At 43.6% G+C, this 13,862-nt stretch carries 11 protein-coding genes; all 11 read left to right on the top strand.

The genetic code is table 11. The annotated features are described in order from the left end of the window. Positions 1 to 16 precede the first annotated feature (16 nt). The 11 genes from IW644_RS01280 (at position 17) to IW644_RS01230 (ending at position 13,808) form a co-directional block, all read left to right on the top strand. Positions 17 to 1,870 carry a DUF885 domain-containing protein gene (locus IW644_RS01280; protein WP_269916090.1) on the top strand — a complete coding sequence of 618 codons (1,854 nt, stop codon included), beginning with the start codon at positions 17 to 19 and terminating at the stop codon, positions 1,868 to 1,870. Positions 1,871 to 1,987: 117 nt separating this feature from the next. After that, positions 1,988 to 2,545: a sigma-70 family RNA polymerase sigma factor gene (locus IW644_RS01275; RefSeq protein ID WP_269916089.1), complete on the top strand. Its 558-nt coding sequence runs from the start codon at positions 1,988 to 1,990 to the stop codon at positions 2,543 to 2,545. Continuing rightward, positions 2,538 to 3,242, top strand: a complete 705-nt coding sequence (locus IW644_RS01270; RefSeq protein ID WP_179982787.1) for a DUF3379 family protein — start codon at positions 2,538 to 2,540, stop codon at positions 3,240 to 3,242. The genes IW644_RS01275 and IW644_RS01270 overlap by 8 nt, the downstream gene beginning before the upstream one ends. Positions 3,243 to 3,436: 194 nt before the next feature. Next, the gene (locus tag IW644_RS01265; protein WP_269916088.1) at positions 3,437 to 5,398 is read left to right on the top strand and encodes a GGDEF domain-containing protein; all 1,962 of its coding nucleotides are present in this window, start codon (positions 3,437 to 3,439) and stop codon (positions 5,396 to 5,398) included. Between the two features lie 117 nt (positions 5,399 to 5,515). After that, entirely contained in the window at positions 5,516 to 7,021 is a 1,506-nt protein-coding gene (putP, locus tag IW644_RS01260) for a sodium/proline symporter PutP (RefSeq protein ID WP_269916087.1), read from the top strand. Positions 7,022 to 7,273: 252 nt separating this feature from the next. Next, positions 7,274 to 8,188 (top strand): sulfate adenylyltransferase subunit CysD, encoded by a 915-nt coding sequence (gene cysD / locus IW644_RS01255; protein WP_269916086.1) that lies wholly within the window; start codon positions 7,274 to 7,276, stop codon positions 8,186 to 8,188. Then, positions 8,188 to 8,784 (top strand): adenylyl-sulfate kinase, encoded by a 597-nt coding sequence (cysC, locus tag IW644_RS01250; protein WP_269916085.1) that lies wholly within the window; start codon positions 8,188 to 8,190, stop codon positions 8,782 to 8,784. Before cysD ends, cysC begins: the two co-directional genes overlap by 1 nt. Further along, positions 8,784 to 9,593: a 3'(2'),5'-bisphosphate nucleotidase CysQ gene (gene cysQ / locus IW644_RS01245; RefSeq protein WP_269916084.1), complete on the top strand. Its 810-nt coding sequence runs from the start codon at positions 8,784 to 8,786 to the stop codon at positions 9,591 to 9,593. Before cysC ends, cysQ begins: the two co-directional genes overlap by 1 nt. 1 nt (position 9,594) lies before the next feature. Then, the gene (gene cysN / locus IW644_RS01240; RefSeq protein WP_269916083.1) at positions 9,595 to 11,010 is read left to right on the top strand and encodes a sulfate adenylyltransferase subunit CysN; all 1,416 of its coding nucleotides are present in this window, start codon (positions 9,595 to 9,597) and stop codon (positions 11,008 to 11,010) included. 16 nt (positions 11,011 to 11,026) lie between these two features. After that, on the top strand, positions 11,027 to 12,751 hold the full coding sequence (locus IW644_RS01235; protein ID WP_269916082.1) for an SLC13 family permease: 1,725 nt from the start codon (positions 11,027 to 11,029) through the stop codon (positions 12,749 to 12,751). A 352-nt stretch (positions 12,752 to 13,103) separates the two neighbouring features. Beyond that, complete coding sequence (locus IW644_RS01230; protein ID WP_269916081.1) at positions 13,104 to 13,808, top strand: YIP1 family protein; 705 nt, start codon at positions 13,104 to 13,106, stop codon at positions 13,806 to 13,808. Positions 13,809 to 13,862 lie beyond the last annotated feature (54 nt).

The following is a 13,862-nucleotide window of genomic DNA, read 5'->3' as shown; positions in this document are numbered from 1 at the left end:
CGCGACGGGGAATACAATGAAGAAAACACTATTAAAGCTAACGCCAATTGCGTTGGCAGTTACCACATTAACAGCTTGTTCGCCAGCAAGTGAAACCGCGCAAACAGCGCCAGAGCCAATTAAAACAGAACAGCCAGCAGGCCAATCAGAGTCCGAGCGTTTGACTGCTTTTTTCGAACGTACTTTTGAAGAAGACCTTAAGCGCTCTCCCCTATTCCAAAGTTACCTCGGAAAAAAGTGGGATTACGACAAGTGGGATGACATTAGTGATGAAGAAGCCGATGCTCGTGTAGCTATCGCCAAAAACCGTTTAGAAAAGCTTAATAGTTTCGACACCAGTAAGTTAAGCGAACAAGAGAAATTAAGCTTACGCCTTTATAAACTTGGCATTGAACGTGATTTAGCTAACGACGAATTTAGACATCACCGCTACATTGTGCATCAGTTCCGCGCTGCGCATACACAAGTACCTAGCTTTCTTATTAATATTCACAGTGTGAAAAGCAAAGAAGATGCCCAGGCATATATTGGTCGTTTAGACAATGTACGCACCTACTTTGACCAAGTCATCGAACAGATGAAAGTGCGTGAAAAAGCGGGCGTATTCCCACCGGCATGGGCTTATGACCAAATGATTGATGCGTCTAAAAACGTGATTACCGGCGCACCGTTCGACTCTAGCGAGACACCTTCAACTATTTGGGAAGATTTTCAAAACAAAGTAAACAACCTTGATATTACAGAAGCTGAAAAAACCACGCTGCTAGGTGAAGCAAAAGCCGCTTTGGTAACGTCGGTCATGCCATCGTACGAAAAGTTTATTGAAGAACTAGTCCACCAGCGTGAAGTAACCCCTGAAGGCGATGGTGTATGGCGCCTACCTAACGGCGATAAGTGGTATCAAAATCGCCTTAACTGGTTTACTACTACTGACCTAACTGCTGAAGAAGTCCATCAAATTGGCCTAGACAATGTAGAGCGTATACACAATGCCATGCGCGACATTATGAAACAGGTGAAATTTGAGGGTACGCTGCAAGAGTTTTTTGTTTTCATGCGTGAAGACGAACAATTCTATTTACCTTCAACAGATGAAGGCAGACAGCAATATCTTGATATGGCCAAAACCGCCATAGACGAAATGCGAGAAGCTATTCCTGAGTACTTTGGTATTCTCCCAGAAGCGCCAATGATTGTTAAACGCGTCGAAGCATTCCGCGAACAGTCTGCGGGCAAAGCATTTTATCAAAGTCCAGCGCAAGACGGCAGCCGCCCAGGCATTTACTATGCAAACCTATATGATATGAAAGCGATGCCGACGTATCAGCTAGAGGCGCTGGCCTATCATGAAGGCATTCCTGGTCACCACATGCAGCGTGCCATTGCGCAAGAGCTTGAAGGTGTACCACAATTCCAAAAATTCTTGAGCTTTACCGCGTACACAGAAGGCTGGGGCCTTTATACCGAGGAACTCGCAAAAGACATGGGCTTTTATGAAGACCCGTATTCTGATTTCGGCCGCCTAGCCATGGAACTATGGCGAGCTTGCAGGCTTGTAGTTGATACGGGTATTCACGCGAAGAAGTGGACCCGTGAAGAGGCTGTAGATTACCTCATCGAAAATACGCCAAACCCTGAATATGACGCGCAAAAAGCAATTGAACGCTATATTGCCATGCCAGGACAAGCCACTGCCTATATGATTGGCAAACTAAAAATTATGGAGCTTAGAGCGCATGCTCAAACTGAACTTGGTGATAAGTTTGATTGGAAAGGCTTCCATGATGAGGTGTTAAAATACGGTCCAGTACCACTTTCTATTTTAGAAGAAAATATCAACGCCTGGATTGTCACTCAAAAAGGTGCTTAGTATTCCTTAATAAATGCTCTGATCACTGGAACTAAAAATAAAAACGCGCCTTTCGGATAACGAAATGGCGCGTTTTTTGTGCCATAGTGAAAATTCTTTAAGTTTTTGGATTTTTTTATGTTTGGGCGAAATAAATCCGACGGTGGTCAGGTCTTATCGGATATGAAAGCAAAACACCAAAGATATGAAGCACTGGTAAAGGCATTCCACGCCGACATTTACCGCTATGCGTTCTGGCTTATTAAAGACCAGAGCATTGCTGAAGATGTCGTACAGGAAACGTTTCTACGTGCGTGGCGATCGTTAGACGCCCTAAATGATGAAAAGGCGGCAAAGTCGTGGTTAATAACCATTCTTCGTCGTGAGAATGCCCGCAGGTTCGAGCGCAAGCAATTCGACACGGTAGATATTGACGATTGTCATATACAAGATGACACCCAACATGCAGACGGCGACCTGAAAGACAGAGAGCTTCAGCGACTGTTAGGTGGGCTAAGTGTGGAATACCGCGAACCCTTAATCCTTCAATTGATTTTCGGGTTTAGTGGTGAAGAGATTGCCAACCAATTAGGGCTCAATAAAAACACAGTAATGACGCGTTTATTTAGAGCGAGAAACCAGCTGAAAGAGGCATTAGAGAAACAAAATGAACAGAGAGGTCGTATAAATGGATGAGTTAGAATTTAGGCGTCGAATCTACGCCGATCCAGAAACGACTGACAGTGATGTTGTAGAAGCAGCGAAAGCGGATGAAAGCAAACGCAGTTTCTGGAATGAACAAAAGCAGTTAGATAAGCAATTAAAGCAAGCCTTAAAAGTCGATGTGCCAGAGGACCTTGCTAGTAAGCTCATTTGGCAACAGTCGACTGACGAGTTCAATCGCTACAAACGCCGAAGTCGTTGGTATTTGGCGATGGCCGCATCCGTTGCTTTTACTATAGGCATAGGACTTACCATGTGGTATCACCAACCGCTTAGTATTGGTGGTCAAGCGCTAGCGCATATGCAGTACGCCGAAATGGAAACTGCACATTCGCTACTTCCAGCTGATTTGAATATGGTAAATGCAAAATTGGCAAGCTTTGGCGGTAGTTTTAGTGAGATGCTTGATGGTGTTGAAGTGGTGAACTATTGTCACTTAAGTACAGTGAGAAGCCTGCACCTTATCGTTGATACGCCACAAGGGAAAATGTCGGTATTTGTTGTACCTGAACGCGGTGATGTCACTGTACCTAGCGAATTTTCTGACGACCAGTACCACGGCGAAAGCATCAAAATGAGACACGCCAATGTCATGATAGTGGGCGACAAAGATGCTGACCTGAGTGAAATGAAAAAAGCGGTATCCGAAAGGATTCAATTTTCGGCCTAGAAAAAAGCCTACTCCCCGTTCCAAAAAAGTGCTGAATTTACGCACTTCCCTTCGTCGGCCCACTGTGGCCGATTTTTTTGCCTAAATTTAAGGTGAAAACATGCGCAATAAAACTTATACTTTAGGATTAAAACAACCGTTTTAATTTTCAGCAAACATTTCAGCTTATCCGCAGTATAGAGGTAGCAAATTCAATGGCCGCTTGGTGTCGTTTTACAAGGGGGAAGTTTTGTCTACTTTTCATCATTTTCTTCAGTCACTCACTTCATGCACAGTTAGACAACAGTTCTGAGAAGTTGAGGCTTAAAAAGCTAGATGCTTATAGTCGGTTAGCAGCAGTAACTATCTATAACTGGAACAATCAATCTGATATTGATAATGACCAGATAAAAGCCAAAATCGAAGACTTACAAATTCAATCTGATGATAGTAGTGAAGGCATAATCTTTAGACATTTATTGGCTACGGGGACAGCTAACGAAACGGAAGCCCCTCGTGTTCCAATATACGTTAAGTCACCTTTGCTCGAGAACCATTGGAACGAGCTAAAGTCGCTCAATACAGATTTGTACGCTGCCGCAAGGGCGTATTATATCTATGCCAGAGCAGTTAACGACTTTGACCGATCTTCACTGCGAATCAATGTTACAGTGCCAGCGCTCAAGCGCTTAAAGCGCGAAGTTCTGGAAACGGGGAGCAAAACAGCAACTGCTATAGCGAGCATATGGCTGTCAATGGAGCTCACGCTAGCCAATCCTATTCAAGCAATTAATGAATTAGAATATGCGCTCCCCCATTTGCCTGCGCGAGCTTCTTCACGAACTCTTGAGAATGCGTTAAGTAGCGCTACTGCACACGAGTGGCTTCGTATCGCTTTTACAGAGCTATCGGTACCAAGTAGAGCTTACTCTCACTCAATGAAGATAATCGAGCAAAGTAACCTCAAAGATGGTTCTGTTACATGGGCATACTTTACTTCGATTGATTCTCTTCTTCTCCAAAATAAATATGACGACGCCCTGCTGACCTCAAATAAGGCCATTAAATTTGTAAAAAATAGAAATTCAGAATTTGAGATGTTTTTAAGTTTATATCAAAAATTGCGAGTGCTTGTAACGGGGTTTCAGCAAACTCATGATAGTGAAATCAGCTCAGTTATAAACAAGATGGAGGCGATAGATAATGTTCAGATAAAAACTCAAGCAGAGGAGCTTTTTTATCTTTATCAGTCTTATAAAGCTATTGCTGAACGTAATAAAAAAGCGCTTTATGAAGCAACTAACGGGTATACAAAAGCCATGCTAGATACCCTGCCATCTAAGGAATTTAGAGCTAAGCACCTGCTAAGAAAAGAACTCGAACTTGCCCGAATTTATGACGCCGCTGGCATTTACGAAAAAGCCTATGAGCATTCAAAAGCGTACAACCAACTTCTCTTCGAAAAGAACACGGAGCAATTTCAGTTTTCTTCGTCTGACTTCTCAAATAGCATCGCGAAGGATATTGAGCTTGTCTATTATAGACAAAAAGAGATCAACGCCCTGCGAGACGAAAAAGAAGGACTATCCACCGATAAAGAGGCAATGAAAACCACCATTTTTGCGCTTATTGTCACTATTCTTCTCATACTCGCTTTGTGGCTTTGGATTTCTAAAAGGCAAAGTGATTTACTCGCAGAGCGAGACTCACTCACCGGAGCTCTCACTCGTCGCGCGATGTTGAATAGCCTTAAGAAGTCACTTAAAGGCGACAATACATCATGCATAGCCCTGCTTGATGTTGATAACTTTAAAAAAATTAACGATAGATATGGTCACACAGTAGGTGACGAAGTGTTAACTACGCTCACCCGAATCATCCAAAATAGAATTAGAAAATCAGATAAGCTTTGCCGATATGGTGGTGAAGAATTTTTGATCTACTTTTCTGACTCCGATGAACAATCGGCCAAGCGCATACTCGATGAGTTAAATGTTGCGCTTTCTCACCAAAAAAACTGGGCGCATACCAATAAGAAGTTTTCAGTTAGCTTTTCTTCGGGGCTGCTAAATGTCGGGGGAGAAACCAATTTAGATACTATTATTAAAGCCTGTGATGAGCTCCTTTATAAAGCAAAAAGGTCTGGCCGCGCACGCGTAGAATCTTTCGCGTATTAAAAATTTTGCCAAACTTTATTTACCTCTAGCCGTATAGAAAACAAGCAAGGTCGCTGACTGACGTAGAGACTCTAGGTCATAGGTGTTAGCATGAAATAAAAAACATAGGGAATTTATATGGCTACTGGCACGATAATCTCGTTGGGTTTGTATTTTGTTGTAATGTTGGGAATAGGCCTTTTCGCCTATCGGCAAACAGACACCAACGTAGAAGGCTATATGCTTGGAGGCCGCCAATTAGGCCCCGCTGTAACCGCACTTTCAGCAGGCGCATCAGATATGAGTGGCTGGATGCTCATGGGTTTACCTGGTGCAATGTACGTATCGGGCTTATCTGCAGGCTGGATTGCCGTCGGATTAGTTCTAGGTGCGCTCGCAAATTATATGTTGGTCGCTCCGCGCCTTCGCGTTTATACCGAAGTGGCTAACAACTCCATTACCCTACCCGACTATTTCGAGAACCGTTTTGCCGATAACTCTCGTCTACTAAGAGTGATCGCTTCTGTGGTCATCGTAGTTTTCTTCACGCTTTATACGTCATCTGGTGTTGTCGCCGGTGGAAAGCTCTTTGAAACATCCTTTGGTTTAACATATGAGACAGGTTTATATGTTACTGCTGGTGTTGTCGTTGCCTATACCCTCGTGGGTGGATTTATGGCAGTGAGCATGACCGATTTTGTGCAAGGTTGCATAATGTTCGTATCACTCATCATGGTACCTGCTGTGGTTATCAGTGAACTAGGCGGCATTGGGGCTTCAATTGACGCACTAGATACCATTAACCCTGCTCTATTTGATGCATTTATGGATGCCTCAACTAATGAAGCACTAAGCGTAATTGGTATTGTTTCATTAATGTCATGGGGTTTAGGCTACTTTGGCCAGCCGCATATTATCGTTCGTTTCATGGCTATACGTTCAGTAAAAGATATTCCTACTGCTAGAAACATCGGCATGAGCTGGATGATTGTTTCTATCATCGGCGCGCTAATGACGGGTTTGTTTGGGTTGGCTTATATCACCGGCAACGGCAATGACATTGACCCAGAAACGGTATTTATCTACCTCTCTCAAATTTTATTCCATCCGCTTATCGGTGGCTTCTTATTAGCTGCGATCTTAGCAGCTATTATGAGTACCATTTCCTCTCAGCTACTAGTAACGTCTAGTTCACTTACCAGCGACTTTTACCAAGCCTTCCTTCGCAGAGATGCGTCTGATGGTGAGTTAGTAATAGCGGGGCGCGTAAGCGTTGTTGCTGTTGCGCTAGTGGCTATCTATCTAGCTTATGATAGAGACAGCACTATATTGACCTTAGTAAGTAATGCATGGGCTGGCTTTGGCGCAGCATTTGGACCGCTAGTACTGTTTAGCTTATTTAAACGAGAAATGACCCGCCGCGCAGCATTGGGAGGCATGATAGTTGGTGCTGTGACTGTACTACTATGGATTTATCTTCCGATAGAAATCGGAGGCCAAAAGCTTGGTGCGTGGATGTACGAGATTGTACCCGGGTTCATTTTATCGAGCTTAACCATAATGATTTTGAGTAAATCAGGTACACCAAGAGAAGGCGTGCTAGACACATTCGATGCATTCCAGACCAAGCTGAATGAAAAGTAATTAAAAATAACTTGTAAATAAGAGTAAAAGTAAGGCCCTGTTTAGTTTTCTAAACAGGGCCTAATCTTTTTCTAGCCCCTCAAAATAGGGCCTTATGCTTCAATTGTATGACAGTTTTAATTATTGGAATAAGATTGCTATTTTAAATAGCAAAATCGCATACTACTTTTGAATTTAAATATGTTATCGTTCTATGCAGAAAAATAACCCGCATATAACTTTTTTATATATAACATAAATTCGGACTTCAAAATGACTGCTAGTATCCCGTCTGTAACGCATTTGAAACAACTCGAAGCCGAGAGTATTCAAATTTTCCGTGAGGTCGCTGCTGAGTTTGAAAACCCAGTAATGCTTTACTCTGTAGGAAAAGACTCTTCAGTGCTGCTTCACCTTGCCCGTAAAGCGTTCGCGCCAGGCAAAATTCCTTTTCCACTTCTACACGTAGACACCACGTGGAAGTTTGGCGAAATGATCAAATTCCGCGACGAGCAAGCAGAGAAACACGGTTTCGATTTGCTTGTTCACATTAATGAAGAAGGTGTTGAAGCTGGCGTTGGTCCATTTAGCCACGGCTCAGCGAAACACACTGACATCATGAAGACTCAAGCGCTTAAGCAAGCGTTAAACAAATATAAGTTTGACGCAGCGTTTGGTGGAGCACGACGCGATGAAGAAAAATCTCGTGCTAAAGAGCGCGTTTACTCATTCCGCGACAGCAACCACCGCTGGGACCCTAAAAACCAACGCCCAGAGCTTTGGAATATCTATAACTCACAAGTTAACAAAGGCGAAAGCATTCGTGTTTTCCCAATGTCTAACTGGACTGAGCTAGATATCTGGCAATACATCTACTTAGAAAACATTGATATTCCACAGCTGTACCTTTCTAAGCCTCGTCCTGTGGTAGAGCGTGATGGCGTGCTCATTATGGTTGATGACGACCGTATGCCGCTTGAAGAAGGTGAAGTACCAGAGATGCGCTCTGTGCGTTTCCGTACCCTAGGCTGTTATCCATTGACCGGTGCGGTAGAGTCAGAAGCCGCAACCTTACCTGAAGTTATTCAGGAAATGCTGCTGACCAAAACGTCTGAGCGTCAAGGTCGCGTGATTGACCATGACAGCGCAGGCTCAATGGAGAAGAAGAAAATGGAAGGGTACTTCTAATGGCCACAGACAACGTTGTTTGGCATAAACACGAAGTCAATAAAACCACCCGTTCTGAAAAGCTAGGACAAACGCCTCGCGTTTTTTGGCTTACTGGTTTAAGTGGTTCTGGTAAATCAACATTAGCCAACTTGCTTGAGAAGAAGCTTCACGAGCAAAACAAGCACACGTACCTTCTTGACGGCGACAATGTACGTCACGGCTTATGCGGCGACTTGGGTTTTAGCGACAAAGATCGCGTTGAAAATATTCGCCGCATCAGTGAAGTTGCGAAGCTATTCGTTGACTCTGGTACTCTTGTACTTACCGCTTTCATCTCTCCGTTTAAAGCTGACCGCGATTACTGCCGTAGCCTAATGGAAGATGGTGAATTTGTGGAAGTGTTTGTTGATACACCACTTGAGGTGTGTGAAAAGCGCGACCCCAAAGGCTTGTATAAGAAAGCCCGCAGTGGCGAGATCAAGGACTTTACAGGTATCGATTCAGCCTATGAAGCACCTGAATCACCGGAAGTACACTTAACCTATCAGGATGAACCGGCAGAGCAGACCGCTGAGCGTTTATATGCTTTGCTACAAGAAAAGGGATTGGTGTAATGACACAGCCTTTAAATACACTTGCACAAATAAATACACTTGCACAAAAAGTGCTAACTATTGCCAAAGAAGCTGGCGATAAAATCATGGCGATTTACGAAAAAGATTTCGCTATTTATGAGAAGCAAGACACCAGCCCACTAACCGAAGCTGATCTTGCCGCCCATAACGTTATTGTAAAGGCCCTTGAAGCGGAATCTGACCTGCCTATTCTTTCTGAAGAGTCAGCTGATATTTCGTGGGATGAACGTAAAACATGGTCGTCATACTGGCTGGTTGATCCGCTAGACGGCACCAAAGAGTTTATTAAGAAAAACGGCGAATTTACGGTAAACATTGCACTTATCGAAAATGGCAAACCGACTATGGGTGTGGTTTACGCACCAGCGCTAAACAAGAGCTATGTTGGTATTGTGGGTGAAGGTGCATGGACCGAAGTAGATGGTGAATTTACTGCCATTTCTGCGCGTAAGCACGATGGTGCAGAAGTGTGGAAAGTGGTGGGCAGTCGTTCTCACCAAAGTCCTGAAATTCAAAATTTATTGGCACAGCTTGAAGGTGAAACCGAGCTTGTGGCGATGGGCAGTTCACTAAAACTTTGCTTAGTGGCAGAAGGCGAAGCACATCTTTACCCTCGTTTGGGCCCAACATCTGAATGGGATACAGGCGCTGCACATGCAGTTGCACTGGCTGCTGGGGCAAATGTAACTGTTCTAGACCCAGAAAATCCACTAGATGAAAACGCCGACGCTCTTACCTATAACCAAAAAGAGTCTGTGTTAAACCCCTTTTTCCTTGTGAGCGCATAACATGAACAACGAAAACGAATTATTAAGACAGGACGTTCTGTCTTACCTTGAGCAACACGAAAAGAAAGACATGCTACGTTTCCTTACCTGCGGTAGCGTAGACGATGGTAAGAGTACCCTTATTGGTCGCTTACTTCACGATTCAAAAATGATTTATGAAGACCAACTTGCTGCCATTACAAAAGACAGCAAAAAAGTAGGTACTACGGGAGAGAAGGTTGACCTTGCCCTTCTTGTAGACGGTCTTCAGTCTGAGCGTGAACAAGGTATTACCATTGATGTAGCATACCGCTACTTCTCTACCGACAAGCGTAAATTTATTATCGCTGATACCCCAGGGCATGAGCAGTACACTCGCAACATGGTAACAGGCGCATCGACCTGTGACCTTGCTATTATTCTTGTTGATGCTCGTGGCGGCGTTAAGGTGCAAACCAAGCGTCACTCATTCCTTGTATCTCTTCTAGGTATCAAGCACGTTATTGTTGCTATCAACAAAATGGACTTAATGGACTATTCAGAAGAGGTCTATAAGCAGATTCAGGAAGATTACCTGAAGTTTGCTAAGCAGCTTGATATTCCTGATATTCAGTTTGTTCCTATCTCAGCATTGGAAGGCGATAACGTTGTAGGTGTCAGTGAGAAAACACCTTGGTTCAACGGCACACCACTAATGGAAATGCTAGAAAATATTGAAATTGGTGAAGATGACAATCATGAAGATTTCCGCTTCCCAGTGCAATATGTTAATCGCCCTAACCTAGATTTCCGTGGCTTTGCCGGTACGGTAGTATCAGGTCAGGTTGCGCCGGGTGATGAAGTGACTGCACTTCCATCAGGTAAGAAATCAAAAGTTAAACAAGTGGTTACATTTGAAGGCGATCAAGAACGCGCTTATGTACCTCAAGCGGTTACGCTAACACTTGAAGACGAAATTGATATCTCTCGTGGCGACATGATTGTTAAATCAGACAACTTGCCACTACTTAACACCCAGTTCAAAACACATTTAGTCTGGATGTCTGAAGAGCCGTTAATGCCAAACAAGCAATACTTGTTTAAGTTCGCGACTAAGTCAACGCCAGGGGTTGTTGCTCATATCGATAATCAAATTGATGTGAACACGCTGGAAGAAGCAGATGCCATGCACCTAAATCTTAACGAGATTGGTGTAGTTGACGTCAAGTTCACTCAGCCAGTAGCCTGTGACCCGTACAAGCGCAACCGCCCTACAGGTTCATTCATTGTTATCGACCGTTTAACCAATGGTACCGTAGGCGCGGGTATGATCATCGACGAAATTGCCGGTGATGCACAGCATACTTCTCCTAATTTCTCTGAGTTTGAACTTGAATTCAATGCATTAGTTCGCAAGCACTTCCCGCATTGGAACTCTGTGGATATCAGTAAACTATAAGCAGGACTGGAGCAATATGGATGTGACCCAGTTCATCGTACTGGCAATTTTTGTCAGTACGATATGCGCGCTGATTTTTACCAGTCAGCGCCCTTCCACTGTGTTTTCTGGTGCAGTGTTAGCTTTACTGGTTACCCAGCAGTTATCTCTTGATGACATCTTGCTAAACTTAACAAACAAGGGCCTAATCACCCTTGTTTTGTTGCTTTTAGTAAGCAGTGCTATTGATAAAACCGCGTTAATAAAACGTATTGGTAGAAAGCTCGTTAGTGCTAACTTTACCCAGTCCTACTGGCGACTGTTTTCACTTACTTTTGTGTCGTCAGCACTGCTCAATAACACAGCAATTGTGGCCAGTCTTATTGGCCCTATAAAACAAAATCAATACCACCCCGCTTCCCGATTACTGATCCCGCTTTCGTACGCCGCAATACTCGGTGGCACGGTTACTTTAATTGGTACCTCAACTAACCTTATTGTAGATAGCTTTCTACAAGAGCACGGGCACCCTGGTTTCAACTTTTTCGACTTCACACTTTATGGCTCCATTGCTGGGCTAAGCTGTGGCCTTCTCATGTTCATGTTATTACCTTTGCTGCCCAATATTGGCAACAAGAACAATAACTATCATGAGTATATGGTTGAAGCAGAAGTCGAAGCAGGTTCAGAACTCATTGGCAAAACTGTGGAGCAAAACCACTTACGTAACCTGCCTGAGCTTTTTTTGGTAGAAGTAGTGCGCAATGGCAACCTCATCTCGCCTGTTGGCCCTGACTTAGTTATTCTGGAAAACGACAAGCTGATCTTCTCTGGCAATGTCCAAAAACTAGATAACTTAAGCCATATAAAAGGATTAAGCATGTTCGCAGAAACCGATGGGGTATTGCGTGAAAGCTTAACTGAGGTTGTAGTGGCCAACCGCGCTCAAATAATTGGGCAAACCATTAAAAATCTGGGTTTCAGAGCCCTGTTCGATGCCGCCGTTGTAGCTATACGCCGCGATGGAGAGCAACTATCAGGAAAGCTAGGTGAAATAAAGCTTCAAGCCGGTGACTTTTTGCTGCTAGCAACAGGGCCTGATTTTGCAACACGTCAAAACTTGAATAAGAACTTTTTCATTTTGTCTGAGCAAAAAATTGCCCGCCCGTTAACCAATAAGCAAGAGTGGATCACCCTCGGTGGTTTCCTTACGACAGTGTTATTAGCCGCAACTAATGTCATTTCATTGGCTATTGGTTTACTGTTCTTAGCTGCTGTTCTTATCGGGGTTAGGGTTACGTCAAACGGAGAAATGAAGCGAAACCTGCCGCTAAACTTGATTGTTGTAATCGTCGGTGCATTGAGTTTAGCAACTGCGCTAGAGAACTCTGGGGTGATTATGACCACAACCGAAGCGCTCATGCCTCTCTTGGCAGGCACTGATTGGTTTGTGGCGCTCGTGGTTATCTACTTGCTAACCTTACTTTTAACTGAGTTCGTTACCAATAATGCAGCTGCGGCTTTAATGTTTCCTTTTGCTTATGGGCTAGTGCAAATTATTGGAGCGCCGCTAATGCCATTCGCTTTAGCTGTAGCATTTGCGGCAAGCGCGAGCTTTATATCGCCATTTGGTTACCAAACCAACCTCTTGGTTTACAACGCTGCCAACTACAAATTTGCGCATTTTATAAAGATAGGACTACCTATATCTGTGATGTACAGCACAATAGTGCTTACACTGTTGAATATAACTTATCTATAGGCTTTATACGGCCTTGCCACCATAAAAAACAAAAGGGAAGCTATGCTTCCCTTTTTACTGGTCTTTAACCGAGTCTGTGCGCTGCGCTTTATACCAGTCCGCATAGATAACACTATCCTTATTAATTTCCCCTTACAAAAAATCTCTCTTTATCAGAATCTTGTGCTGTACATAATCTGTGCCCGCCAGTAATCTGTATGCCCAAACTAATACCAGTTCGCTTAGATAATTACCTTCTGAGTGGGTAATTATCTAAGCGGATTGGTATATTCAGGTGTTAACGAACAATAATTTACAGTCATTGTTTTACATACAACCTAAGCAAATAAAAACTAAGAAAGAGGAGCAAGGGATGCACACTGTGACGAATCCTTTTCAAGCGTGTAATGATATCTTTTTTAAACCGAATGGCGTCTTCAAAGCGGTTGGCGAGCACAACAACTGGAGCTGGATGCCGTTTATCCTGGTTATGGCTATTACGCTGGTATCACAATATCTCTACGTGAACTTTGTCGATATTGAGTGGTTTGCAGAAATGAACATTGCCGCACAAGGCGATATGAGCCCAGCTGAAGAAGAGCAGATGAAGGCTTTTTTCACCAGAGACGCACTGCTTTGGTCTTCTATTATCGGCGCTTTTTTTGTTCCTATTATTGTTAACGCTGTTTATGCCGTTTACGTAAACCTGATGACTCGTTCAGACGATAGCCATGTTTTCGGTTTCACTGATTGGTACGGTTTTGCATGGTGGCTTTCAATGCCTTACGTACTTACCGGTTTAGTTGGCGTTGCACTGTTATTGTTCACCGGCGACCATCAGGTGGCACCATCAATCTTATCACCAGCATCCTTAGGCTTTATCGCAAGTATTCCTATGGACTCGCCTTGGTATGCGTTCGGCCAAGCTTTAAGATTAGAGCTTTTTTGGGGAATTTATTTAGCCACCGTAGGCATCTCGCAGTGGACGTCTTTTACTCTTAAAAAAGCGGCACTCATTGCAAGCGCTCCGTATGTGGTTATCTACGGTATTTGGCTGATTGCTTTAGCGCTATTTTAAAAAAATACATTTAATAGCCGCCTTCCATTTGGCTATTTGTTGGCGCTGCTCCGA

This window comes from Alteromonas sp. PRIM-21, assembly GCF_027563165.1.
Classification (GTDB): Bacteria; Pseudomonadota; Gammaproteobacteria; order Enterobacterales; family Alteromonadaceae; genus Alteromonas; species Alteromonas macleodii_A.
Note: the sequence above shows the minus strand (reverse complement) of the source record. Positions and strands in the feature narration are given on the sequence as shown.